We start from the raw sequence: 25,369 nt of genomic DNA, 5'->3' as shown, positions 1-25,369 counted from the left end.
CCTTATCTTTTGTGCTCAGCAATTTCTGACCGTGCTCCGCAGCTTTCCCTCTCCGGCGTCCTGCCGAATGAATAGCAATCCAAAAAACGCGTCAGCAGGTAGTGGATCTCCGTGTCGACATCCGGTGTCCTCCCCTGGCGCGCCTCATTCATCATCGGCACCACGCACTCGCCAGCATCGCTATTTAAAGAGTACAGACAACGGCAGTCCTCATCGGGCGCAAGCAGTCACGACCCCAGAGATTTTTTCTGATGGCGTCTGCCACGTACGGAAGAAATGGTACCGGACAAGAGAGCCAGCCCTTTCGGATCCACATCAGCGAGATGCCACGGAATTTCAGGATTGGGTGCTATCACCGTGTATCGGGTACCCGACGTCTGCAATATCCCTCCGAGACTACCCCCTATCAAATCCGTCGCCTGCCACCCATCTCGGATGCATTCGGCAACAGCCTTAGGTGAGTGAGGCGAGTCGACTTCAATCAATGCCGGATTTTTTCTGATATCTCCAACACTTGCACCCTGCCATAATTCTCAATAATTTTGCACGTATCAAAGTCGGAGCCTAGCAGGCCATTTGGGTCACCAGTCATAGGCGGGCACAAGGCCCGAAGGGACGACGCCCTCTCAAGTACGGCCTAGAGATTGCGACGCATCCTTCTTCCACGGAGGAAGCCACGATATCATACGTCGACCAGCGCGCTTCATGGATACCCTTCTACAGAAGCTTCGAGTCATCTGAGCCAACCATCTCTAATCTCGCCTTGGCGGGAGTTTTCCCACTCCATGATTGAAATGCACGGGCGAAGGAGTTGGCATCCTCAAAGCCGAGGAGGAACGAGATCTCGGCGCTCGACATCGCGGTGTTACCGAGATAATGACGCGCTAAAGATGCGCGTAGCGTATCTAGCGTCTGCTGAAATGTAGTGCCCTCATCGCGCAGTTTGCGCTGCAGGGTGCGAGTACTCACTGCAAGCTTTCGGCTGATCGCATCCATCGACACCTCACCCGCAGGTAATGACTCAAGCAGGACACTGCGCACTCTGTCGGCCATTCCACAAGTTCTGTCCAGATCGGATAAGCGCTGACGCAGACTCGGCTCAAAGAACAACCACATTTTGTGGTTCTCCGTCAGGAAGGGCTTCTCCACATCAGCGACGTCGAATACGACACACGCTAAAGGGCCTTGAGTGACAGGTATGCCGAAAAAGGCTTGGTAGGCCTCCGCATCCGCCGTTCCGGGTTGCGACGGCCAGCTCACTTGCAAAGGCTTCACATGACTGCGAGTAGCCAACCTTGCGAGTTGCACGAAGAACACGATTTTAAATGCCAGGAAAACCTCTGGCGGCGGCTCGCAAGGATCCAGGAAATCCATGGTGACCGTCGTGTGAGCCTCGGTACGCACGACGCCAATCGTCATCGGGGCTATCAAGCGCACGTATTTGGCAATGCGTTCGAGCGCGCTGCCTAGATTGGAACTGCACAACGCCGCAAAGAGCTCAGGATCAAACCAGTCGGAGGTCATCACCTTGGCGATCTGCAACGGAGCGGGCACCGTGGGGCAGACAGCGGCAGCCTCAGCATCAATTGCTCGCCACAGGCTGAAAAAGCTTTTGGAATCCAGGCGCACACTCTGTCGTGTGAAGAGATCGCCCGGCATCTGAGCGCGGCGCAAAACCGGCGCAGTAGCCAAACCCGCATCATGCATCAGCAATCGCCATCCGGGCCACACCGAGAAATCCAAAGCGGAGCTGCGTTTTTCTGCCATGAAATCAGTAACTCATTCGCAATGATGCGCGGGCATCGGGGCAACCTAGTCTAGTGAGCGGAACGCGCCACAACAACGACGGATTGCGCCAATTTGCCCTGCTTCATTCTGGCGCGTTTTGCAGTCACATAGGCGCGTTAGGCGAGTGTCAGGCATGGCAACTCGGCGCAATCTATATCGCATCCGGGTTCCAGGAACGTCCTTCTGATGAGGACTCCCATACGACAGATCCCGACAGACTGTTCCTATCGCGTACTTAACGGGAGTAGATCTCCCATGCAAGGTAGATTGATGAAAAAGACCATCCTGATCACTGGTGCTTCGTCCGGCTTTGGATTGATCCTGGCCAAACATCTCCACCAGCAAGGTTTCAATGTTATCGGCACCAGCCGTACTCCAGAAAAATACGCGGCTCACTTGCCATTCAAATTACTTGCCCTGGATGTGGACAGCGATGCTTCAATCAAAAATTTCACAGAGCAGTTGTTTAAACACGTGAAGCAAGTGGACGTATTGGTCAACAATGCGGGATATATGGTGACCGGCATTGCCGAAGAAACCTCCCTGGAACTAGGTCGGCAACAGTTTGAGACCAACTTCTGGGGAACAGTAAAAGTCACCAACGCTTTGCTCCCCTACTTTCGGCGCCAGAAGCATGGGCAGATCATTACCGTCAGCTCAATCGTTGGTTTGATTGGGCCACCCAATCTTTCATTCTATACAGCCTCCAAACACGCCGTGCAGGGCTACTTCAAATCCCCGCGGTTTGAGCTGGATCAATTCAATATTAGGGTCAACATGGTTGAGCCCGTGTGGTTCAAAACCAATCTGGGAAAAAACGCAATAACGGCTGAAAACAACAGTATTACCGACTATGACGCTTATCGAAAAACAGTAACCGCGGTAACGCAAAAGGGCATTGATGAAGCAGAAGCGCCAACGGCAGTGATCGATAAGATCAGCCAGCTCATTGACGCCAAGAACTCAAAATTCAGTAATCCCGTGGGGAAAATGACAAGCATGATTCTTTTCCTGCAGAGCTATGCGCCTAAAATTTTCGAAAGCTCAATACTGAAAAGCACCCGTTCGAAGTAGCAGCTGGAAGCATTGGTTTCTCTAGCTGTGCAAAGCGCTTTGAAAATCCTCATCACCACACTGCGAGACTGAAAATGAAGTATTACCTGTGCAAGTTTATCCCTCCGCGCCCTGACTTCCTGGCCACGTTGTCCACTGATGAAAAGGACTTGCTCAAGCAGCATGGTGTTTATATGAATGAACTACTCGCCAAAGGGATTATCGTCGCGCATGGCCCTGTGATTGATGATGCTGGCAGCTACGGTGTTTCACTTTACCAACTTGATGATGAACTGGATGTCGCTGCCCTGACATCGCAAGATCCAATCGTAAAAAATGGTGTGGGTCATTACGAACATTTCGTCATGTTGAGCCTGACTGCTCGTCTCTGACTTCTTACATCTACCAAGATGTCGTCACACTCAAGACACTCTTGCAAAAGGAATATTTATATGACGACTGCTCTCATTACCGGCGCTTCAAGTGGTATCGGCTCCGTTTACGCACGCCGGATGGCCGCTCGTGGCCATGACCTGGTGCTCGTCGCCAGAGCGACTGATCGACTCAATGCGCTCGCATCAGAATTGCGAGATGCATGCGGTATTTCAGTCGAGGTCATCACGGCAGATCTTACCGATACTGGCCAGCTCAACACAGTTCTGGAGCGCCTGCGCAGCGGGCCCGTTATCGATATTTTGGTCAATAACGCAGGGGCCGCCCTTGTTGGTGATTTTGCCACTGCCCCGACTGACAAGATGCAAGCCTTGATGAGTCTGAATGTTGTCGCCCCCACCCTGCTCGCCTCTGCCGTTATCGGCAGCATGGTTGCGCGCGGCGCCGGCGCCATCATCAACGTCGCTTCGGTTTTAGCGCTGCTGCCGGAGCATTCTCACGGAATCTATGCGGCCACCAAGTCCTACGTGTTGACACTGTCACAAAGCCTGGCTGCTGAAGTTTCAGCAAAAGGTGTTTATGTACAAGCTGTGCTCCCCGCCGCCACACGCACTGAAATCTATGAGCGTGCCGGTGGAGATATCAGCAAGGTTCCTGACGTCATGGAAGTAGAAGCCCTGGTTGATGCTGCACTGGCTGGATTTGATCAGCGTGAACTGGTGACCATTCCTCCAGTACCTGACTTGGCAGCGTGGGTGGCTTTCGAGCAAGCGCGAGGTGCGCTTGCATCCGGTTTTAGTAACGCTGAACCAGCAGAACGTTATCGATTGCCGGCATGAATGGGAGGACTTTTTTATGAATGGTGGTCGAGTTCTGCAACACTCCCAGTCATGATTCGCTACCTAGGCGAAGGTGCGAGCTTTTTGAATAGATTCAACTGTAAGTCAAATTTACTCTGAGCTGCGGTCTTCCTTTCAAATGAAAACAATGCAGGGAAAAAACTGGCTATCGTTCGAAACCACCGGCGCAGCAAAGTGCGATAAAAAAGAGCCTTCATGGCTCTTTTTTATAAACCCAGAATTCACTTGGTCAGCCAAGACTCAACAGTCGCGGAGCCATGTTCTGCTTTCCAATCCTTCAGCGTTTTGTGATTTCCGCCCTTGGTCTCGACGAGTTCACCAGTGTGCGGATTTTTGTAGACCTTCAACTGGCGAGGCTTACGACTGCCAGCTTTGGACTGGGCGAATGGAGCGCGACGGCCAGCTTGGGGATCTAGCAGGTTGATCACGTCCTTAAGACTGTAGCCATATTTTGCCAGCAAATCGCGCAGCTTCGTTTCGAATTCAATTTCTTTCTTGAGGCCAGCATCGCCCTTGAGAGCTTCCAGAGCCTGAAGCTGTTCGGCGAGATGTTTTTCGAGCTGGCGGAATTCTGCGAGTTTTGACATGGAAATTTCTCGATGTGAGTAATATAGAAAGAGTACATCATAATCAGATGTCAGCACATCCAAAAAGTTGCGATTAACGCGAATCTTTTCGCCCCAGTTGCGGAGTAGAAAATACATTAAGATGATTTACTTACTAAACTCTCCGAAAAATCAGTATGGAGACAATTGAGCCATGGAGAGCCCTCTCTCTCGGTCGGTAACTTCCACGCATTCTACTGATTTTTATCGGAGTTCAACACCTCTGCTCATTAGCTGGACGCCTCTTCGAAAAGCCAATCTCGAAAGGCTTTTAATCTCGGAAAGTTCACACTCTCCGGACGATAAACTACGTAGTAAGCCAATGGCGAAGTAAACTGGACATCTGGAAATAAACGAACCACCCTACCAGCAGCCAGATCATCCTTAACCATAACGCTGCGCGCCAGTGCAATACCTTGTCGATCAATTGCCGCTTGAAGCACCGCAGCAGAATTGTTGATTTTCATTCCACGCTTTGTCGAAACATTCCTCACTCCAGCTGCTTGCAACCAAGTATCCCAAGTAGCAAAGCCCGCATGGCCATCCATAGAAAGATCATGAATCAGAGTTTCATCGCCAAGCTCGGCAGGAGTTTGTAAACGAGCGTCCTTCAGCAGAGGTGAGCAAACCGGATAGATTTCCTCGTCCATAAGCTTTTCTGCGACCAAACCAGGCCAATGACCGGAACCATATCGCACCCCGATATCGATTCTCTGGGTCAGAAAGTCTACAGCTTTGAGCTGAGTATCAAGCCGGAGGTCAGTGCTTGGCCAAGCCGCGTGGAAACGTTCGATTCGCGGCAACAACCATTTGGCGGCAAAAGCGGGACTTACGGTGACCGTCAATACCCCGCTGGGTGAGTTCTCCCTCATTCGCTCAACCCCCAATGCAAGACGTTCAAAACCAGCCTTGATGTCGGATAGCGAACGTTCAGCAGCCTCTGTAGCGATCAATCGTGCTTTGCCGCTGGAGCTTCGATAAAACAGCGGAGTGCCCAACCACTGCTCAAGTGTGCGTACTAGCTGGCCCACAGCTGCAGGCGTGACTTTCAGCTCTTCTGCAGCTGCTGAGAAGCTCTGGTGCCGTGCGCTGGCTTCAAATGCCCTGAGTGCGTTTAGATGAACAGGTGATGCCATATCGCTAAACCTTTTCTTTATCGCCAGAACACTTTATCTCGTTTGTTCATCTGATTGATAGGAGCCAATAATTTGCTCGTTCCCTCAGTGGCAGATCGTAGATCGAACAGTAGCGGTCAGGCATTAAACGCTAAAAACTGGTTTTCGACTTACTGCCTGGGCTCAATCATTTTTTGGAGTAATCAAATGAGTCAGTTCACTGGCAAGAAATTGTTAATCGTCGGCGGCACCAGCGGGATGGGCTTGGAGACCGCACGACTCGTATTACAGCAAGGTGGTACCGTCGTTATCATCGGCAGCCGAGCAGAGAAAACCGAGCAGGCTCGCCAGGAATTGGCAGCAATCGGGACGGTCAACACGCTCACCGCAGACTTGACTAATCCGGTAGACCTGGCGGCGCTGCTGAAGGAAATTGATCAGCACCATGCTGATGTTGATTTCCTGGTTAACGCGGCAGGCGTATTTTTCCCTAAACCTTTTCTTGAGCATCTTGACGCTGACTACGATCAGTACATGCAGCTGAACAAGGCGTCTTTCTTCATCACGCAAAAAGTCGCTGCCAACCTCGTCGCCAAGGGTAATTCCGGCGCCATCGTTAACATCGGCTCGATGTGGGGCAAGCAGGCAATCGCTGCAACCCCGTCTTCCGCTTATTCGATGGCAAAAGCTGGCTTGCATTCGCTGACGCAGCATCTGGCGATGGAACTTGCGCCCAAGCATATCCGCGTCAATGCCGTATCGCCTGCGGTGGTGCAAACACCAATCTACGAAGGGTTCATTCCTAAAGCGGAGGTTCACTCCACACTTCAGGGCTTCAATAGTTTCCACCCAATCGGACGAGTGGGTACTCCTGAAGACGTAGCCGAGGTAGTTGTCTTCCTGCTCTCCGACAAAGCCGACTGGGTTACCGGTGCTATCTGGGACGTAGATGGCGGTGTCATGGCCGGTCGCAACTAACCTGAGCTCGTGCAAGCCTATTGAAGCAGGCTTGCACGGTGGTTATCACCTGTACTCTGGAGACACCCCAATGATGCAAGATTGGAATGCCTATCGTGACGCCCTGCTCGACCGCGTTGGCGAATACGCCAAACAAAGTCCCGACGTGGTGCGTGGTTTGACAAAGATTGATGGCGCAGCTGCCAAAACTGGCCATCTGGATGCCAAAACACATGAGTTGATTGCATTGGCTGTAGCGGTCACTACGCGATGTGATGGCTGCATCAGCATCCACACCAAAAAGGCTGTAGAGCATGGCGCAACACGAGGTGAGATTGCTGAAGCCCTGGGCGTGGCAATTGCCCTCAATGCTGGCGCCGCACTGGTGTATTCGGCGAGAGTTATGGAAGCACATGCTCAACTGCCCGCTGTTTAAAAAGCGGAGCCCGACGGCGGCGCCACCGCCGTCCAATCGTTAATATCCGGAGACCAGTCGTTCTCGTCAATGCGGCTGGACTAAGCGTGTGAACGCAAAAATGCATACCTAAATCGCGATCACCCAAGCATTGCCTATTCAGGACAAGATGGCGGAGGCCCTAAGCGCTGCCATCCTGCTCAATTCAGATTTCCGTGCATCTCTTCATGATTTAACAGCACCTGTCGTCTAGGTCGGCTCCATAGATTTTAGGATTGCGTCACGGCAAGCCGCGAGAATTTCATCAGCTAACGCCGAGTCATCGGGGCACGCTCGCGACATGATGACCGCGCCTAAGGAGTGAGCCATCACGGCAAGAAGCTTGGCACGTGTACCAGCTGAGTCGGCGCAGCCCTGATCGCCCTCGCTCTCCCGCAGGACATTAAGCTGAGTCTCAATACCCGCCGCAAAAGTGGCTCTAATTTCCTCCTCCTTGCGAGCAGCATCACCGCACAGCGCTGCCAACGTACATCCGGTAGCCCTGTCATCGCGGTGTTCGCGTGAAAGATAAACTTTTACGAACTCCGTTACTGACGCACCGACAGTGAGAGCTGCTGATTGCGCTATACCGCAAGCTGAAGACTCCGCCATCAAATCGGCTTTCGAGTTGAAATGCTTATAAAACCCGCCTTGGGTAAATCCGGCAGCAGCCATCAGCTCAACAATGCCTATGCCGTCATACCCACGCTCTCGAAAGAGAGTCGAGGCCGTCTCAACGATGTGCGCCCGATTCGCCTGCGCCTGCTTTTTAGTGACTTTCATCGGTCATCCAAACGTAGTCCTGACATGACAACAATCATACATTGATGTTGATCGACATCAAAGCATTGACATTTTAGAGCTTGACCATAATCATTGAAGCCATCACCCACACTAGAAGCTGAAAAAATGTCCGAGAAAACGCTTTTTGATTCCTATGTCCTGGGTAACCTTGCGCTGGCGAATCGCGTCGTGATGGCACCGCTGACCCGCAACCGTGCAGGCAAAGGCTTGGTTCCCACCGAGCTGACTGCGACCTACTACGCACAAAGAGCCTCAGCAGGTCTGATCATTACGGAGGCAACCCAAATCTCCGCACAAGCTCAGGGTTACCAAGACACTCCAGGGCTATATACACCGGAACAAATCAACGCATGGCGCAAGGTAACTGACGCAGTGCATGCAGAAGGAAGTCGCATCTTCGTGCAGCTTTGGCATGTGGGGCGCGTCTCACACGTCGACCTGCAACCAGACGGAGCAGCACCCGTCGCGCCATCTGCGATCCGGGCGCAGACCAAAACCTTCGTTAACAATGGCTTCGCCGACGTCTCCGAGCCACGCGCTCTTGAATTGAATGAGTTGCCAGGCATCGTGAACGACTTTCGCCAGGCGGCAGCGAACGCTATTACCGCTGGCTTCGATGGTGTTGAGATCCACGGAGCAAACGGCTACTTGCTCGATCAGTTCATCAAAGACAGCGCCAACCAGCGCACAGATGCGTACGGTGGATCAATAGAAAACCGCGCGCGCCTTTTAATTGAAGTTGTCACCGCTGTGACGAATGAAATCGGTGCAGAACGCACCGGTGTACGGATCTCTCCAGTATCTCCAGCCAACGGCGTCTCCAGCAGCGACCCGCAATCTCAGTACAACTATATCGCTGAGCAACTGAGTGCTTTGGGCATCGCTTTCCTGCATGTTGTCGAAGGCGCGACGGGCGGCCCGCGTCATATCGCACCATTTGACTACGACTCGTTACGCCTTCGTTTCAAACAGACCTACTTGGCCAACAATGCATACGACCTTGAGCTGGCCACCGCCCATCTAAACGATGACAAAGCAGACCTCTTCGCCTTCGGTCGTCCGTTTATTAGTAACCCTGACTTGGTGGAGCGATTGAAGACTGGCGCGCCTCTGGCTCCACTTAATCCGGCAACTCTCTACGGCGGCGGCGCGGAAGGCTACACCGACTATCCGCCCTTCTCCGGCTGAAACTCTGCCTCAACTTTCTCTCGCCAAACTTTGATCAGGAAATACAGATGAATACGCTTCCAACTGTTCTCATCACCGGAGCCTCAACAGGTATCGGCGCCACGTATGCCAAGCGATTTGCTCGTCGCGGCCATGACCTAGTACTTGTCGCGCGCGATAAAGCTCGACTGGACACGCTGGCTGATCAATTGCGTGCAGAAAACGGCGTTGCCGTTGAAGTACATCAGGCCGACTTGACTAATGCCACCGATCTGAGCGCAATCGAAACTCGCCTGCGCGAGGACGAGCGCATCGGCGTCTTGATCAACAATGCGGGCATGGCTCAGTCGGGCGGGTTTGCTCAGCAGAGTGCCGAAGGCATCGAGAGACTCATCTCGCTTAACGTTGTTGCTCTTACACGCCTGGCCGCAGCAGTGGCCCCCCGTTTCGCACAGACCGGTGCAGGCGCAATCGTCAATCTCGGTTCAGTAGTCGGTTTTGCGCCCGAGTTCGGCATGTCGATTTATGGCGCGACAAAAGCATTCGTGCTGTTTCTGTCTCAAGGTCTCAATCTGGAATTGTCGTCTAAGGGCGTATATGTCCAGGCAGTATTGCCGGCAGCAACACGCACAGAAATCTGGGAGCGTGCAGGAATAGACCTCAACACAATCTCCGAAGTGATGGATGTCGAAGAGTTGGTCGATGCTGCACTGGTCGGTTTTGATCGCCGTGAGCTGGTGACTATCCCGCCTCTGCACGCGGAAAGCCGATGGAGTGCCCTGGATCAGGCACGGCAGGGGCTGATGTCTGATATTCGACAAGCACATGCCGCCGAGCGTTACCAAACTAAAGACTGACCATTGCCTACATAGTTATTGCGCAAATGCCCCTTGAGACTTCGTCAGAGGGGCGACGCGGCTAACACGTATCAGCAGTGGTGGAGTGAATGCCCATAGCCCCATGCACCGCTAATACTTGCAAGTCAAATGCCGCGCCATCCGCCCCCTCTGCCTACCTGAACCAACGGTATAGACGATGAGTAACTCAAGCCCCCAGCCATACCCGACGCATTCGTTTCAAAAAGCGCCTAACAAAGAAAAAAAGGTCGGAGGGATCTCTTTCGCTTACCGAGAGTTGGGTATAGACAGCGGTACTCCAATTTTCCTGCTAAACCACTGGGGCGCCGTGCTGGATAATTTTGATCCCCGTATTGTTGATGGGCTCGCTCGCAACCATCGAGTGATCGCGATCGACTATCAAGGCATCGGTCTTTCTGTCGGTACAGCACCGGTGACGGTAGCAGCGATGGCTGAGGACACAATTGCACTAATACGCGCAATGGGGTACGAACAAGTAGACCTGCTGGGCTTCTCCTTGGGTGGTTTTGTTGCACAGGATTTAGCGCTCAGAGCACCAGAGCTAGTGCGCAAGCTGATCTTGGCGGGTACTGGCCCAGCAGGAGGAAAAGGTATTGACAGAGTTTGGTCTTTAACTTGGCCATTGATGTTAAAGGGCCTATTTACGCTGCGCGATCCAAAGACCTATCTGTTTTTCACCCCAACAAATAAAGGGCGTCAGGCCGCAAGAGCCTTCCTGGCGAGATTGAAGGAGCGCACTGCTGATCGCGACAAAGAGCCAACGCCCCGTGCGTTTTTTAATCAACTTAAAGCTATTAAAGCTTGGGGCAGACAACCAGAGCAGAATCTAACTCGATTGCAGATGCCGGTGCTGATAGCAAATGGTGATAATGACATCATGGTACCAACTTCACTGAGCTTTGATATGGCTCAACGTATAGCTCAGGCAGAGTTTATTATTTATCCAGACGCAGGCCATGGTGGAGTATTTCAATACCACACCGAATTCCTACAGAAAGTTCTGAAATTCCTGGCGTAGCAATTGATTGACTTATTGCGACAATCAAACGTCATACAAAGCCTTCAACATCATTCAATAACTTTTGGATCAGGACAACATGAAAGCACTCACATTTAAACGCTACAGCAAGTCGCCCGAAATAGGATTTACCCAAGTTCCCCGCCCAACAATCAAGCCTGACGAACTGCTAGTTGAAATTCATGCGGCAGGGTTGAACCCAATTGACAATATGATTCCTACAGGCATGTTCAAACCGGTCTTGAAATTTGAGCTGCCCGCAGTCATGGGCAGTGATTTGGCCGGAATTGTAATTGAAGTGGGCAGTGCTGTAACCAAATTCAAAGTTGGCGATGCCATTTTTGCCAGCCTTTTCGATCTCGGAAATGGCTCAATTACAGAATTTGCTGCTGTGCCAGAAAGAGTTGCTGCACAGAAACCAGATACTCTAGATTTTGTACAGGCTGCCTCCATTCCAATGGTCGGGCTGACATCCTGGCAGGCTTTGAAAGAGCGCGCAAATATTAAGTCCGGCCAAAAAATATTTATTCCTGCAGGATCTGGAGGCATTGGTACTTTTGCGATTCAGCTTGCGAAGTATCTTGGCGCTAAAGTGGCTACAACTACCAGCACAGGAAATGTCGACATGGTTCGAAAGCTGGGCGCGGACGAAGTGATCGACTATAAAAAGCAAGAATTTGAACAGGTTTTGAGCTCATACGATTTGGTACTGGGCACAACCAGAGGAGATGCGATTGAAAAATCGGTAGGTATCCTCAAGCCAGGCGGCAAGATTGTATCCCTCATCGGGCCGCTAGACAAAGCCTTCGCAAACGCTCGCAGAATGAATTTCTTCCTTACATTCGTTTTCGGGATGATGAGTCGGAAGATCATGCGCCTAGCTAAGAAGAAAAATATATCTTATTCATTTCTATTTGTTCGACCGGATGGAGCTCAACTTAATGAAATTGGCAACCTCCTAAAAACCGAGCGTATCAAACCGGTAATTGATAAGGTTTTTCCTTTCGAGCATGCCAAGCAAGCGCTTGAATATTTGGCACAAGGACGAGCAAAAGGTAAAGTCGTCGTAAAAATCAAATAATCCAACCAGGCGCAAGAGGCTTTTTTATGAAAAAGCCTCCGCCCTTCCCACCTACAATCCCTATTTAATTAAGATACTCGCACGACCATCATAAACAGAAAACATCTTTGCGCAGCCCTCCATGCGCACAAAGAAGAACTAAACGCTGGCGAACAGTTTAAAATTTATAAGTTAGCTGCGCAGCAACAATGTGCGCGCTATTATTGTACTCAGCTCTATAACTAGGCTGCGCACCGTTTGTATTGGCTTGATTAACTGTTGTTGAAGACTCGCGCAAGTAACCGTAGGCAATATCGACTGTCAACTCACTGCTAGGCGAAAAAGCTGCACCGAGAGCTATCGCATTCCTATTGCCTACTGGGAGTCGAACATTCCGATGGGAGTTTCTCGCCGGAGACGGGTCGTAAGCATACCCGGTGCGAAGCAACCACGTTGACGACAACTGATAGGACACCCCAACTGCCCCGGCTAATGTGTTATGCAGTTTGAAATCATCTCCGGTGCTATCAAATCCCAACTGCTGCCCGAGTGCTGGCAACCCGCTGTTCAATGCTTCGACTCTTTGAATCCTGCTCCATCGAGTCCAGGTCGCACCTACATACCCAGTCCAACGATCATCAAAGTGGTGGGTGAATGATGTGTCTATCGACTCAGGCATGGTTTCATCAAGTTTATTATCATAATTACCATCCAAGCCGAGAGCAGCAGGAGAGTCGCTGATTCGTGTTTTACCCTTTACGTGAAAGTCAATTTTAGAGTGATACGTTATCCCCCAAGTAGTGCTTTCGGTCAGATCGACCAGCAACCCAAGATTGTAACCAATTGCCGTATCACTGCCTTTTACTATGATTTTTGTGTCTTTACCGTTATTTAAAGCGCCGGTATCAATAAACGATTCCAATTGGTTTTCAATGCGATTGATGGTAAGTCCACCGCCTAACGACAACCGGTCACTCACTCGAAATGCAATTGCTGGATTTAAAGTCTTCACTTGAACCTTGCTATAAGAACCATGATATCTCCCTTGAAAGGAACTCTCATAGTTATTTACAAGGCCGTAGGTTGCATATATCCCCAGACCGAAAGTAAATTGTTCATCAACAGGAACTGAGAGGTAGCCAAAGGGAATCGCTGTCAAGGGTACAGAATCTCCTTTGTTAGTTCCCGACGCGCTACTACTGGCATTACTTATATCGACCGATACATCCACCAATGCAAATCCGTTGCTCACTTGAGGTTTTTTTAGTTTACTCAAGCCGGCAGGATTTCCATAAACCGTGCTCGAATCAAGTGCGGATGAAGAACGTCCAGCGTAAGCAGTCCCCGCATTACTGGCGCTCTGTTCATTCAAGGCAAGTCCGTTTGCCATCAAAATGGAGGAGTAGGCCAGTACCGCCAAGGACGCCGCCCCCCTCCTCAAACAACCCGAATAAGTGGAAAGAACATTACCTGCCGGGAGAAGCGCCCTCAACCAGGTCACTGCAACGCTGAAAAACGAAACCTTTACAGAGCTATAAATAGTCATAGATCTTGCCTCTTTTTTTGTTTTTTTAACACGGCGCTGATGTCACCACTTTGCAGTCATTCTGCCCTGTCGCTAGATATAAATTATCTTGCTCCTCCACTTATCAGTAGGCGCAACAATATAACCATCACAACTAGATGATAGGCAGAGCTGGGCAAAACAAGGCTACTGGTCTTATTTACCTATTAAATCGCAACCCATGGCGAACACCATAAACTCAAGTTGAACTAATTAGAACTTTTATAGGTTCCAATTCAGCTTCGCTCGTTGAAGGTATATGCGACATCGCGTGCTCAGTTAGAGCTGTGATCGTCAAGCTAGGATTAACGCCTAAATTGGCGCTCAGCATAGAACCATCACAAATGAACATATTCTGATATCCAAAGACTCTATTTTTATAATCCATAACGCCAAACTCGGCCGTCTCCGCCATAGCACATCCGCCCATACAATGAGCGGTGGTCGGGACGTTAAACAGAATTTCACTCAAAAAAGTAGTTGCAATACCGCCCAATGCTTTAGCGCCTTTTTCCGCAAACGCATTTGCTTCAGGAATAAAGGTTGGAATCGGATTGCCCTCAGTTACCAAACGGGTACCAAATGGCCAAAACCAGCGTCGTTTAAGACGCATGTTGATGTGTGCATCGACTGTCTGCATTACCAACAGCAATATGTTCTGGCGTGCAAAACCTCTAGGGTTATGGACGCGTATTGCTCGCAAGGGATTAGTAATGACAGTTAATAGCCAAGCACCGATGCGGCTCCAGCCAGGACGCCCTCCACACATGAGAGTCATCATCAACCCCATTGCATCTGACCCTTCTGGATAACGCACGACACCGATGTGAGTACGCTCATCCAAATAGATGCTCGCACCACCAGCCAAGCCTGGCGACATACTCTTATCCGAGGAAGGGAAGCGCACACCGATTAGTGATTCCGCGTTAGTGCGTATGCGGTTGCCGAGATCCTGGCTGATGAGTGGCAGAGAGCCCTTTTCCCTCAATCGGAACAGCAGCTCCATCGTGCCTAAGGAGGAGGCAGCAAATACCACACCGCGAGCGCGGAAGACTCGTTTATTTTTACTTAGCCACGATGTCGAGCTCTCCGTATGGATTTCGTAACCTTCACTTCCATCGGGTGTTCCGTTGAGTGGCCGCACATCAACGACCTTGGTTTCCGAAAAAATCTGCGCCCCGTGCTTCTCGGCAAAGTACAGGTAGTTCTTGTCAAGAGTGTTCTTGGCATTGTGTCGGCAACCCATCATGCAACCGCCACACCCAACGCAGCTGCCTCGCTCTGGCCCCTCACCACCGAAATAGGGATCAGCGTAAGTTTTCCCGGGAACATCTCCCTCGGGAGCAAAAAACGTCCCGACCTTGGGTGGGTGGAACGTATGAGCCACACCTTGCAGCTCTGCCATTCTCCTGAGCCGCATATCTGCCTCACCCAGAATTTTTCCCTCTGTTACGCCTAGCATCCTTTCGGCTTCAGCATAGTGCTGGGGCATGATGCTCTTCCAATCAGTCAAACCTACCCACGACCCCTCATCCCACACTTTGTCCGATGGTCTGAGTAGCGCATTAGCGTAGGTGATTGAGCCACCGCCAACCGCGTTACCACTCGCGACCACCACGTGTCGAAACATACGCATGCTGTAAAAGCCAAACATCTTGAGGGCCGGCATCCAGATCCACCGACGCGCGTCCCAATTGCTTTTTGGGAAGTCATCCGCCGTCCAGCGCCGCCCCATTTCAACCACGCCAACTCGGTAGCCTTTTTCGGTCAGCCTGTGTGCGGAGACGCTGCCGCCGAAGCCTGAGCCTATGACGATAAAGTCAAAATCGAAAATCGGTTTCATCCATCACCCCAAATTTTGTATTTGTTTTCTGGGAAGGCATACCCGAGCAGGGCCTACCTCGATTTCAATTTCACTATACGATTCGTATTCCATTATTGCTATATTTTTTGTATAGTGAAATCCACCGTAACAGCTGATTTGTTTTTTGGCGGTCGGCGACGAAATGAAAACGACGGAGGCAAGACATGACCGATACGCATCAGACAGCCCCTACCCGCTTCATCGAGGTGGACGGAGACAGCTTCGCTTATCGCCGGTGGGGAAACAGTGCTAGCGATCAGCCTCCTCTGGTGCTGATTCAGCACTTTCGAGGCGGTATGGATCACTGGGATCCACTGCTCACAAATGGATTAGCCAACAGTCGAGAGGTCATTCTCTTCAATGGCCGTGGACTGGCTTCCTCGTCCGGAACGCCAAGACGTCGAATAGAGGATATGGCTGACGATGCGGCAGCCTTTGTGCGATCCCTTCACTTGGAAAAGATCGATGTTTTGGGCTTCTCGCTGGGTGGTTTTCAGGCGCTGGATCTAACCTGGCGGCATCCAACACTCATTCGTAAGCTACTTCTTTTGGGGACGGGCCCGCGCGGCGGCGATCCAGATATGGAGCCGAAAGTCCTTACGTCAGCGCCGCGCCCGGTTCCGCTCTATGAGGATTTTGAATATCTTTTTTTTGGACGCTCCGAAGAGGCGAAGCGAGCTGCGCATGAGTTCTGGGAGCGGCGCCATGAACGTCGAGATCAGGATCCAAGTACCTCAATGGAAGTAGCTTCGGCTCAGATCGAGGCGAACATGCACTACCTTGCCAGAGTCTCAGAAGAAGATCCGTTCGCATATTTACGTCAGATTCAGCAACCGACTTTCATTCTGAACGGCGTGCATGACGTGATGATCCCCACCATCAACTCGTTCTACATGGCGCGAAACATGCCTAACGCGCAATTATTCATCTACCCGGATGCTGGACATGGGGCTCAATTCCAGTGTCCAGATCGCTTCCTCGCACATGCACTCCATTTTTTGAGCGAATGACCCCGATCTCACCGATCTACCAAGGCGAATTACCATGCTGAAGTTCAAATTTCTATTGTGGATGTTTACCCAACTGCTAAAACGGCAGGTCAGAAATAACGCTGAATGCCGCCGCTATATCGTTGGCAAAGAGTTAGTTTTCCAGATCCGTACCGTGGCAGGCGTCGGTCGCTACTTTTTTATCAAAAATGGTTCTATCCAGTCTTTCTCCGGCCTGACCGGTAGCCCAAGCTTCACCATGACATTTACGGACGCAAACAAAGGGTTTCAGATCCTTTCTGCTAAAGACGGCCAAGCAGCGTTTATCAGAGGGATAGGAAGCCAGGATTTGATCATCACTGGAGACTTCCTAGAGGTGATGTGGTTTCAAGGGTTGACGGCATTTCTGCAGCCCGCAAAGACGGTCTCACCGTACGACCGCACTGCGTTTTAACTAACTTCTGGAAACGGCAAAACTATGTTGAACAAGACTTACGGGCAGCTTTGCCCTATCGCGCGAAGCCTCGACATATTGGGTGAGCGCTGGACACTCTTGGTCGTCCGTGAGCTGTTGCTTGGCCCTAAGCGATTTAAGGAGCTACTGGCCGTGCTCCCTGCTATGGGAACGAACCGGATGTCTGCTCGCCTGAAAGTGTTAGTTGAGAATGGGATAGCACAATCGAACCCCAACCCGAATGCCACGTATGAGCTGACTCCCTTTGGAGAACAGTTGCGAACACCCTTGTTAGCTTTGGGAATTTGGGGACTGAGCTTACCTGTCGACGAGCGTATAGACCCAGGCTCGGCTCGCGCTGAGCTTATTGCGCTCAGCCTCACGGGCATCGGCTCGTCTGACACCTACAAGGATCTGAGAGCTGTATGCGAATTCTGCGTCGGCGACGAAGTCTTTCATATCCAATTGAACAACGGTGAAGCCAAAACACATTCCGGCCAAGCTTCACAGGCAGACGTCACCGTTCAATGCGATCTAGGCACCTTTATGGCGCTGGCCTTGCAGCAGATTTCACCGCAGGAGGCACTCCAACAAGGGCGCGCATACATAAAGTCAGGGCAAGCAAGCATGTTCGAGCGACTGTTCCAAACGCTCCAATACCGTCCTGAGAATCTTTCGCTTCCCTCTCTTGATGTCCCCTCATTCCAGCCTCGCGGGTGAACCCAATGAAAACCGACACCATTTTGCTGAACCAATCACTGAGTCTTCCCAACGGCACCGTGCTGAAGAATCGTTTAGCCAAAGCTTCGATGAGCGAGACATTGGGTACTTACGATAACCGTCCGACGCCAGCCTTGGTCGAGTTATACAAACGTTGGGCATCTTCTGGTTTGGGGCTGATCATCACTGGAAACGTGATGATTGATCGAAGGGCTTTAGGAGAACCAGGAAATGTCGTGATTGAGGATGAACGAGACCTACCGACATTGCAGAAATGGGCGAAGGCAGCAACCGATCATGGTGCGGCGATCTGGGCCCAGCTCAACCATCCCGGCAAGCAATCGACTAAAGGGTTGAATGAAAGCAACCTAGCCCCCTCTGCCGTCCCTTTCCGAGAAGACATGGCTGCGTTTTTCGAAACACCTCGCGAAGCTACTGAAGCAGAAATCAAAGACATCATCAGCCGATTCGGACACAGCGCTGCAGTTTGCAAGAAGGCCGGCTTCAGTGGAGTGGAGATTCACGGAGCACATGGTTACCTGGTAAACCAATTCCTATCTCCGCACCATAACCGGCGCGAGGACGCCTGGGGAGGAACACCGGAAAAACGCCGCCGCTTCGTCATGGAGGTTTATTCGGAAATCAGACGTCAGGTTGGGGCGGAGTTTCCTGTAGGCATCAAGCTCAACTCTGCAGACTTTCAGCAAGGCGGGTTTACGGAAGAGGAATCTCTCGACTCTATTCGAGCGCTTGTCGAGGCAGGTATTGACCTGATCGAGATATCTGGTGGCACGTACGAAGCACCCGCCATGAGTGGTGCAATGCACAAGCCTAAAAAGGCATCTACCGTAGCCCGTGAGGCTTACTTTTTGGAGTTCGCTGAGAAAGTTCGATCAACCGTACAAGTGCCACTAATGGTCACCGGTGGATTCCGCAGTGCTACGGGAATGAACGAGGCATTGAGCTCTGGCTCATTAGATCTGGTCGGCCTAGCACGCTTGCTGGCTATCGATCCGGACGCTGCAACCCTCCTCCTGCAGGGACGCGACAGCGCGCAACGTGTTCGACCAATTACCACCGGCATTAAAGCAGTGGATCGCATGGGAATCATGGAGGTGTTGTGGTACACGCGCCAACTCAAGCGTATCGGGAAAGGTGGTAACCCAGTTCCGAGTGAGGGAGGACTGGCCGCGTTCCTCAAATCTGCATTGGGCAGTGGGTGGGGCACTTATCGCACACGTCGCCTGCGCGCTCGTTCCTGAATATAAAAGCACAACACAATGACCTCCTGATTAATCCCGGCGCTTTGATTGAAAGGACTGTTTCGTGCTCAAGAACTTCCAGCATCATCGAATCGATATTGGTGGCTTGAAAATCGCGTGCGCAGTGGCCGGACATGGTCACCCTCTCCTGTTGCTACACGGTTTCCCTCAGACGATGGCAATTTGGGCGCAGATAGCACCGGCCTTGGTCAAACTTGGGTATCAGGTGGTTTGCGCAGATCTGCGGGGGTATGGAAAATCGGACAAGCCAGATGCAACGAATGACTTGACCAACTATAGCTTTCGGTCGATGGCGGAAGATCAAATTGCGCTGATGCGCGCGCTCGGCCACGAGCAATTTCATCTTGTAGGTCATGATCGGGGAGCGCGCACGGCTTATCGGCTTGCACTTGATTACCCTAGCGCGGTCATCAGTCTTACCCTCATGGACATTGTTCCAACCGCCGTGCTACTTACCGACTTGCGCAAAGAGGTTGCACAGAGCTACTGGCACTGGTTTTTCCTGGCCCAGCCCGCCCCGTTCCCGGAGCATATGATTCAGAAGGATCCTGACTATTTTTTTCAGACCTGTCTGTTCGGTTGGGGAGCGGCAAGCGAGGATGACTTCGATCCTGAACAGCTTTCCGCATATCGCACCAGTTGGCGCGAGCCGGCAACCATCGCAGGTTTCTGCAATGATTACCGCGCAACTTTAACGGTAGACCTGAAAAACGATCTCATCGATAAAGAAAGAAAAATCTGCGCGCCAACCTTGGTTCTATATGGAGCAGATGGGGCCATGGCTAAGTTATACGACATAACAGCTGAGTGGGCTGAGCGCTGTTCAAAACTGGATTCAGTGGCAATTCCAGGCGGTCACTTTTTCCCGGACTCGGCCCCCGGCATTGTAGTAGAAAAATTGAGCAGCTTCCTGGCACATTGCATTAGTCAGTAAAGAACTTTTACATGCCGAGAAACGGCGCTAACGGGATAGTATGCAACCTAAATTGAGTGACTCTCACTATTAGACTTGAGTTTCAATAGCGATCTCTAATGCTTCTTGTTGACTCATTTCAAACCGACTGATCGCCGCCTCAATTTCAGGAGCGTGAGCGATCGACCAAGCAAATAGCGCTTGAAATGGTACTTTTAATGACTCCCCTAACTCCGTAACGCTGTATTCAACCGCAACTGGCGAGATAGGAATCACACGACGCTCTACTAACCCAAGGCGCTCAAGTCTCCTGAGAGCTTGCGTGAGGGCCTTTTGCGTAACACCATCCACTTCGCGCTTTAGTGCATTGAACCGCAGTGGGCCGCCGCAAAGCGCACCGATAATTAGAACAGACCACTTGTCCGAGATCTGCTCAAGTACGAGGCGGCTCGGATGTTTACTGTACGCAGCAGGGCTTAAATCATGAGGCATTGGTTTACTCCAGGATACTAGGGCTACTTAAAGTACCTAATTGACTCTAAGTATACACTGGATACTATAAAGTTCCATTCAATCAATAGGCACTCAAAAGATGAAAGCAGTACGTTTCTACAAGACCGGAGGCCCTGAAGTGCTGGTTTATGAGGACGTGGTCGCCCCTACCCCTGGCGCAGGAGAAGTCTTGATCAAAATCGAGGCTGTAGGAATGAATTTCGCAGACGTGATGCGACGTCGAGGAGATGAATATCCTGAGCCTTCTCCTCCACCATTTATTCTCGGCGCCGAAGTCGCAGGCACCGTAGCTGCTCTTGGTGAAGGAGTGTCTGGTATTGAGGTGGGAACATCGGTTTTGGCAGTACCAGGCGCCGGAGGCTATGCACAGTATGTAGCCGTCCCTGTCCTTACGGTCATTCCACTACCTAACGGATTTGATCCGGTAGCTGCTGCAGCATTACTCGCGCACGGATTGACTGCGGCAATCGTATTGAAACGTGCCGCGAAAATTTTGCCCGGAGAAACTGTTTTGATCGAGGGCGCTGCAGGGGGAGTTGGTTCATTCGCTATTCAACTCGCCAAGCTGTATGGGGCAGGGAAAATTATCGCCGCTGCAAGCACGCCAGAAAAAAGAGCAAAGGCAGAATCACTTGGAGCGGACGCCTCAGTTGATTACACAGCTCCGAATTGGGCTGATGAAGTTCGTCGTCTGACAGATGGGCGCGGTGTAGATATTGTCATTGAAACAGCGGGGGGAAATAACTTAAATCAAGCTCTAAATGCAATGGCTCCCTTCGGACGGTTGATTTACCTAGGACAGTCGAGCGGTGATGCGGCTAACGTAGATCCTTGGCGGCTCACAGTCACGAACCACAGCATCATCGGCTTCTACATCAGTGCTTATCTTGCGGACGCCGGTTTGTTGATGAGTACAATTGGCGAACTCATGAACTACGTTACTGAAGGAAAAGTGGAAATACAGGTTGGCCACGTCTTACCACTATCAGAGGCAATAGAAGCGCATCGTTTACTCGAAAACCGTCTAACAACTGGCAAGGTAGTGCTTCAACCATGGATTGGCGCATAGTCAGTTAATCCAACTAGTCAGCAAGGCTCATAAATTCCCTTTAGCTGGTAATGCCGGTCAGCGATGCTGACTGGCAACTCAAGCCATAAACCTGTGCACATAAAACTACGACTCGCCCATTAACTACACTATTTGAAGCAGCACATTCAGGAAAGCTAATAACAGACATAAGCGAGTCAAATTGACTTTTCCACCTGGAAACTTTTAACCAACATCCGCACCCTACGTTGATGACTAATGAGTACTGACAAACTATCAAGCGCTGGACATTCACCAACGCATGAAAAATTAAAAAATGAAAAAATCTGCATCGAAAGTGAGGCGTCAGATTCGTTGGAGAGCAGCTCCACTGAAGATTCAGAAACATTAAAAAGGCGCGCAGCTCAAAACTCACAAGAAACAAGTACAGCTAAAGAAAAAACAGAACCATATAAAATTAAGCCCCAGGAAAAGCCTCCGCAAATCATTTGGAATAAATTGATGCTAGAACAATAGCGGTAATTCATGGAAAAACTTTCGAAATCAATGCTTACTGACTGCGCCGCAGGTGCTTTTTTATAAAAACAATTAATGTAATGCTAGATGCCATACTGTACAAAATAAATAAATTAAGATTCGCCTCCTTGAACGAAAGAGATGATACTTTCCAAAAAATTAATTACACACGCCACCATCGGTTTAGGAGATAAAAATGATTATTGACTGGATCAACTTCACACCATGGACTTCTCTAGGCGGGGGAGCCTTGATAGGGCTAGCTGTCAGCCTATTCGTTCTGGCAAATGGCCGCATCGCGGGTATCAGCGGCTTGCTTGGGGACGTAATTCAGTTAGGCAGCGAAGGCTGGAGTGAGAAAGCACTATTTATTTTTGGCCTGTTGATTGCGCCACTGCTTTGGGGGGTATTTACCGTACTGCCGGATATTGAGATCAAGGCACAGTGGTTTGCCCTGATTATTGCGGGTCTGCTCGTTGGCGTGGGAACACGCTACGGTTCGGGCTGTACAAGTGGTCATGGTGTCTGTGGGATCTCCCGATTGTCTCCTCGCTCCATCGTTGCAACGGTTTGCTTCATGACTGCCGGCTTTGCAACGGTATACGTCATTCGTCATGTGCTGGGAGCTTGAGATGACTAAGTTGACCGCATTTTTTTCCGGTTTGACCTTCGGGTTAGGGTTACTGCTGGCAGGCATGGCGAATCCTGCCAAAGTATTAGCCTTTCTTGATGTAACCGGTGCTTGGGATCCTTCACTTGGCCTAGTGATGCTTGGAGCCATCGGAGTAGCGGTTATCCCCCTCAATTGGGCACGTATGAACAAGAAATCCTTGCTGGGTGCTCGCATGCAACTACCCGTGAAAACCAAATTGGACGCGCGCTTGGTCGGCGGTAGCCTGGTATTCGGTATTGGCTGGGGAATCGCGGGTATATGCCCAGGGCCTGCGGTCGCTATTTTGCTCACTGGACAATGGAAAATCATAATTTTCGCATTAGCCATGTTGACTGGTATGTACTTGTTTAGCGCCGTGCAGTTACGAATTCGTTGAAGCTAACTGCGATGCAAAAAATAAATCACATCGCCTTTTTCATTTTGAATAGGCGAGATGAAAAGCGCATTCCAGAAACTGCTTCCATCTTTCTTATAGTTAAGAACTTCGGTCGAAAACTCCTGCTTATTTTTTACCGCATCCCTGATGGAATTCACCACTTCTCTATCGGTCTCGACGCCTTGGAGAAAGCGGCAATTTTTCCCGACAATCTCATCATGCGCGTAACCGATCATTTCCAGAAACGCCTGGTTGGCGAATATGATCGGGTTGTCCGGCGCATTGGGGTCGGTGACGATCATCGGCATACGAGTCGTTTCGACTGCAGCAAAAAAGATGTCTTTTGGATGATCAGAAATATCTGCAGAAACGTTATCGTCTACCCGAAGGCTCTTGTGTGGCATCGCGCGCCTCCAAGCAACATTTGAAATCGTAGGACCGTACCGTCCTGCCCAAATTCCCTTTTTCAGAGTGCTTGAGCCTACGACCTCGCGACACGATGCCGAGCACAATGGCGCTATCAGGCGACCAACACGCTCTCACGCGACACCGCCCATGCCGCAATCAAACGCTGCGGTGTCTGGCAGCTCTTGCGCTTGAACACAAAGTTGCGGCACTTCTCGGCAAACTGCTGGCGGTTGTGCACCATGTCCAACTGCATCTGGGCCAGTTCGTGGTCACGGCAACGCTCAATCTGTGCGAAGTCCTTATCGGCTTTGCGTGCGCGATGCGTTGCGTACTTTCCATCAGTCAACGTACGTTGCGCTTCTTGCGCCAACCAGCGGCCGAACTCCTGCGGGCAACGTGGGCCGATATCCTGGACCATCCCCCACTGCCGTGCCTGCACGGCGCTGATCGGCAGGCATTCTTCGGTGAGTGTGTGGGCAAGTTCGCTGCCGACAGCGCGAGGCAGGCTGTAGGTCCAATACTCAGAGCCGTAGAGGCCCATGGTCTTGTAATGCGGGTTCAACACGACACCTGCACGGGCGAACACGATGTCTGCCGCCAGCGCCAGCATCACGCCGCCCGCCCCTGCGCTGCCGGTCAAGCCACTGACCACCAGCTGCCGGGCCGTCAGCAACTCCTGGCACACATCGTCGATCGCCTGGATATTGGCCCAGGCCTCCAGCCCCGGTACGGGCGCAGCCTGGATGACGTTGAGATGCACACCGTTGGAAAAGCTCCCGCGCCCGCCCTTGATCAACAGCACCTGGGTGTCCCGCGCCTTGGCCCAACGCAGCGCAGCCACCAGCCGCACGCATTGTTCGGTGCTCATGGCGCCGTTGTAGAACTCGAAGGTCAGTTCGCCAACGTGGCCGAACTCGCGGTAACGAATCGGTTGATAGGCCGACTCATCAGTCCCTTGGGCGGCGATTGAACCGTCCAGCACCGGAACATCCCTCAACAGGCCGGCGAGCACCTGGCGTGCCGGCAACTTGAAGGTCTCCTCCCCTGGCTGGGCCTTGCGTTTGAGCGAACCGATCCACACGCTCCGATCGCCGGCGGCCACCAGCACCGCGTCGTCCTGAACCGCGAGGATATCTCCCGGCAGGCCGCAACGGGCATCCAGGTGTGCGTCGTACAGGTAATACTGCCCACCCGCGAGACTCGCCAACACACCGGGCTGCCCGTCGGCGGCGTCGATGCTGCGCTTGATGAACCGTGCGCAGTCATGCCAACTGAAGGCACGGTCGATCTGCTTCATATTCGGCTGCAAACGCCCGACGACGCTGGGTTGCGTGTAATCGAGCGGCGTGGGGACGAAACCGCCGGCGAATTTTTCCACCACGTCGCGAATGCAATAGATTGCCGCGTCACTCACCGCACCGTTGTACAACTCGGATTTGCGCACATCGGCGGGCATGTCGAATTCAAACGTCGACCAGACCGGCCCCGCATCCATTTCTTCGACCGCCTGCAGCGCCGTGACGCCCCAACGGCCGAGCTGCTGGGTGATGGCCCAGTCCAGCGCGCTGGCGCCACGGTCACCGACGATACCCGGATGAATAATCACAATTGGGCGATCCGGATTGCTCCACAGTTGCTCCGGTACGCGGTCCTTGAGAAAGGGACAGATCACCAGATCGGCCGCCGACGCCTCGATTTGCCGGCACACCGTAGCCTCATCCGTAAACAACACCACGCTGGGGTCGTAACCTGATTGGCGCAGGTCCAACCAGGCGCGCTGGGTCAAACCGTTGAACGCCGATGACAACAAGATGATCTTCATTGATCGCATGACGGACTCTTCCTTGAGAATGCGCGGCCAGTGGCATTCATTCAGCCTTCCCTGGCCTTTGATGG

Annotated in this window: 26 protein-coding genes and 1 pseudogene; 18 read left to right on the top strand and 9 right to left on the bottom strand. The window is 51.6% G+C overall.

What is annotated here, in order from left to right; translation table 11 throughout:
• Positions 1-717 precede the first annotated feature (717 nt).
• A complete protein-coding gene (locus C9383_RS23380; RefSeq protein WP_081086962.1) occupies positions 718-1,707 on the bottom strand; it encodes an AraC family transcriptional regulator in 990 nt (329 codons plus the stop codon).
• A gap of 351 nt (positions 1,708-2,058) precedes the next feature.
• Between C9383_RS23380 and C9383_RS23375 the strand changes: the two genes are divergently transcribed.
• From C9383_RS23375 to C9383_RS23365, 3 genes are all read left to right on the top strand, one after another.
• Positions 2,059-2,862: an SDR family NAD(P)-dependent oxidoreductase gene (locus C9383_RS23375; protein WP_090372401.1), complete on the top strand. Its 804-nt coding sequence runs from the start codon at positions 2,059-2,061 to the stop codon at positions 2,860-2,862.
• Between the two features lie 74 nt (positions 2,863-2,936).
• Entirely contained in the window at positions 2,937-3,233 is a 297-nt protein-coding gene (locus C9383_RS23370; protein ID WP_060752927.1) for a YciI family protein, read from the top strand.
• A gap of 60 nt (positions 3,234-3,293) precedes the next feature.
• Positions 3,294-4,073 carry an SDR family NAD(P)-dependent oxidoreductase gene (locus C9383_RS23365; RefSeq protein ID WP_090370916.1) on the top strand — a complete coding sequence of 260 codons (780 nt, stop codon included), beginning with the start codon at positions 3,294-3,296 and terminating at the stop codon, positions 4,071-4,073.
• Positions 4,074-4,315: 242 nt separating this feature from the next.
• Here the strand turns inward: C9383_RS23365 and C9383_RS23360 are convergent, their stop codons facing one another.
• Both C9383_RS23360 and gcvA read right to left on the bottom strand, forming a co-directional pair.
• On the bottom strand, positions 4,316-4,681 hold the full coding sequence (locus tag C9383_RS23360; RefSeq protein WP_060753304.1) for a histone-like nucleoid-structuring protein, MvaT/MvaU family: 366 nt from the start codon (positions 4,679-4,681) through the stop codon (positions 4,316-4,318).
• 248 nt (positions 4,682-4,929) lie between these two features.
• Positions 4,930-5,835 carry a transcriptional regulator GcvA gene (gene gcvA / locus C9383_RS23355; RefSeq protein WP_090370914.1) on the bottom strand — a complete coding sequence of 302 codons (906 nt, stop codon included), beginning with the start codon at positions 5,833-5,835 and terminating at the stop codon, positions 4,930-4,932.
• A 186-nt stretch (positions 5,836-6,021) separates the two neighbouring features.
• On the opposite strand from gcvA, the gene C9383_RS23350 reads away from it, so the two are divergent.
• Positions 6,022-6,792: an SDR family NAD(P)-dependent oxidoreductase gene (locus C9383_RS23350; RefSeq protein ID WP_090370912.1), complete on the top strand. Its 771-nt coding sequence runs from the start codon at positions 6,022-6,024 to the stop codon at positions 6,790-6,792.
• Positions 6,793-6,865: 73 nt separating this feature from the next.
• Positions 6,866-7,207: a carboxymuconolactone decarboxylase family protein gene (locus C9383_RS23345; RefSeq protein ID WP_211322905.1), complete on the top strand. Its 342-nt coding sequence runs from the start codon at positions 6,866-6,868 to the stop codon at positions 7,205-7,207.
• Positions 7,208-7,435: 228 nt separating this feature from the next.
• Here the strand turns inward: C9383_RS23345 and C9383_RS23340 are convergent, their stop codons facing one another.
• Positions 7,436-8,008: a TetR/AcrR family transcriptional regulator gene (locus tag C9383_RS23340; RefSeq protein ID WP_090370908.1), complete on the bottom strand. Its 573-nt coding sequence runs from the start codon at positions 8,006-8,008 to the stop codon at positions 7,436-7,438.
• A 126-nt stretch (positions 8,009-8,134) separates the two neighbouring features.
• Here C9383_RS23340 and C9383_RS23335 point away from each other — a divergent pair, with 126 nt between their 5' ends.
• The 4 genes from C9383_RS23335 to C9383_RS23320 all read left to right on the top strand — a co-directional run bounded on the left by C9383_RS23335 (position 8,135) and on the right by C9383_RS23320 (position 12,173).
• A complete protein-coding gene (locus C9383_RS23335; protein ID WP_090370906.1) occupies positions 8,135-9,217 on the top strand; it encodes an alkene reductase in 1,083 nt (360 codons plus the stop codon).
• Positions 9,218-9,264: 47 nt separating this feature from the next.
• Positions 9,265-10,053 (top strand): SDR family NAD(P)-dependent oxidoreductase, encoded by a 789-nt coding sequence (locus tag C9383_RS23330; protein WP_090370904.1) that lies wholly within the window; start codon positions 9,265-9,267, stop codon positions 10,051-10,053.
• A gap of 178 nt (positions 10,054-10,231) precedes the next feature.
• Positions 10,232-11,092: an alpha/beta fold hydrolase gene (locus C9383_RS23325; RefSeq protein WP_090370902.1), complete on the top strand. Its 861-nt coding sequence runs from the start codon at positions 10,232-10,234 to the stop codon at positions 11,090-11,092.
• A gap of 79 nt (positions 11,093-11,171) precedes the next feature.
• The gene (locus tag C9383_RS23320) at positions 11,172-12,173 is read left to right on the top strand and encodes an NADP-dependent oxidoreductase (RefSeq protein WP_060752918.1); all 1,002 of its coding nucleotides are present in this window, start codon (positions 11,172-11,174) and stop codon (positions 12,171-12,173) included.
• A gap of 157 nt (positions 12,174-12,330) precedes the next feature.
• On the opposite strand, the gene C9383_RS23315 is transcribed toward C9383_RS23320, so the two are convergent.
• Positions 12,331-13,698: an outer membrane protein transport protein gene (locus tag C9383_RS23315; protein ID WP_090370900.1), complete on the bottom strand. Its 1,368-nt coding sequence runs from the start codon at positions 13,696-13,698 to the stop codon at positions 12,331-12,333.
• A 217-nt stretch (positions 13,699-13,915) separates the two neighbouring features.
• Positions 13,916-15,559 (bottom strand): GMC oxidoreductase, encoded by a 1,644-nt coding sequence (locus C9383_RS23310; protein ID WP_090370898.1) that lies wholly within the window; start codon positions 15,557-15,559, stop codon positions 13,916-13,918.
• Positions 15,560-15,744: 185 nt separating this feature from the next.
• Here C9383_RS23310 and C9383_RS23305 point away from each other — a divergent pair, with 185 nt between their 5' ends.
• From C9383_RS23305 to C9383_RS23285, 5 genes are all read left to right on the top strand, one after another.
• Positions 15,745-16,590 carry an alpha/beta fold hydrolase gene (locus C9383_RS23305; protein ID WP_060752916.1) on the top strand — a complete coding sequence of 282 codons (846 nt, stop codon included), beginning with the start codon at positions 15,745-15,747 and terminating at the stop codon, positions 16,588-16,590.
• A 34-nt stretch (positions 16,591-16,624) separates the two neighbouring features.
• Complete coding sequence (locus C9383_RS23300; RefSeq protein ID WP_090370896.1) at positions 16,625-17,023, top strand: helicase; 399 nt, start codon at positions 16,625-16,627, stop codon at positions 17,021-17,023.
• Positions 17,024-17,047: 24 nt separating this feature from the next.
• Positions 17,048-17,743, top strand: a complete 696-nt coding sequence (locus C9383_RS23295; protein WP_201026462.1) for a winged helix-turn-helix transcriptional regulator — start codon at positions 17,048-17,050, stop codon at positions 17,741-17,743.
• A 5-nt stretch (positions 17,744-17,748) separates the two neighbouring features.
• Entirely contained in the window at positions 17,749-19,005 is a 1,257-nt protein-coding gene (locus C9383_RS23290) for an NADH:flavin oxidoreductase/NADH oxidase family protein (RefSeq protein WP_060752914.1), read from the top strand.
• Between the two features lie 64 nt (positions 19,006-19,069).
• Positions 19,070-19,960 (top strand): alpha/beta fold hydrolase, encoded by an 891-nt coding sequence (locus tag C9383_RS23285; RefSeq protein WP_060752913.1) that lies wholly within the window; start codon positions 19,070-19,072, stop codon positions 19,958-19,960.
• A gap of 69 nt (positions 19,961-20,029) precedes the next feature.
• Here C9383_RS23285 and C9383_RS23280 read toward each other — a convergent pair whose 3' ends face one another.
• Complete coding sequence (locus C9383_RS23280; protein WP_090370894.1) at positions 20,030-20,431, bottom strand: winged helix-turn-helix transcriptional regulator; 402 nt, start codon at positions 20,429-20,431, stop codon at positions 20,030-20,032.
• Between the two features lie 100 nt (positions 20,432-20,531).
• Between C9383_RS23280 and C9383_RS23275 the strand changes: the two genes are divergently transcribed.
• The 4 genes from C9383_RS23275 (at position 20,532) to C9383_RS23265 (ending at position 23,065) form a co-directional block, all read left to right on the top strand.
• Positions 20,532-21,521, top strand: a complete 990-nt coding sequence (locus C9383_RS23275) for a quinone oxidoreductase family protein (protein ID WP_060752911.1) — start codon at positions 20,532-20,534, stop codon at positions 21,519-21,521.
• A gap of 237 nt (positions 21,522-21,758) precedes the next feature.
• A complete protein-coding gene (locus C9383_RS28060; protein ID WP_143038212.1) occupies positions 21,759-22,016 on the top strand; it encodes a hypothetical protein in 258 nt (85 codons plus the stop codon).
• Between the two features lie 196 nt (positions 22,017-22,212).
• A complete protein-coding gene (locus tag C9383_RS23270; protein WP_060752910.1) occupies positions 22,213-22,647 on the top strand; it encodes a YeeE/YedE family protein in 435 nt (144 codons plus the stop codon).
• A gap of 1 nt (position 22,648) precedes the next feature.
• The gene (locus C9383_RS23265) at positions 22,649-23,065 is read left to right on the top strand and encodes a DUF6691 family protein (RefSeq protein ID WP_060752909.1); all 417 of its coding nucleotides are present in this window, start codon (positions 22,649-22,651) and stop codon (positions 23,063-23,065) included.
• 17 nt (positions 23,066-23,082) lie between these two features.
• Here C9383_RS23265 and C9383_RS23260 read toward each other — a convergent pair.
• Positions 23,083-23,469 (bottom strand): annotated as a pseudogene (locus C9383_RS23260) (PAS domain-containing protein); the annotation flags it as partial.
• 116 nt (positions 23,470-23,585) lie between these two features.
• Positions 23,586-25,304, bottom strand: a complete 1,719-nt coding sequence (locus C9383_RS23255; RefSeq protein WP_090370890.1) for a hydrogenase maturation protein — start codon at positions 25,302-25,304, stop codon at positions 23,586-23,588.
• Positions 25,305-25,369 lie beyond the last annotated feature (65 nt).

Origin of the sequence: Pseudomonas palleroniana, assembly GCF_003031675.1 — a bacterium.
Classification (GTDB): domain Bacteria; phylum Pseudomonadota; class Gammaproteobacteria; order Pseudomonadales; family Pseudomonadaceae; genus Aquipseudomonas; species Aquipseudomonas palleroniana.
Note: the sequence above shows the minus strand (reverse complement) of the source record. Positions and strands in the feature narration are given on the sequence as shown.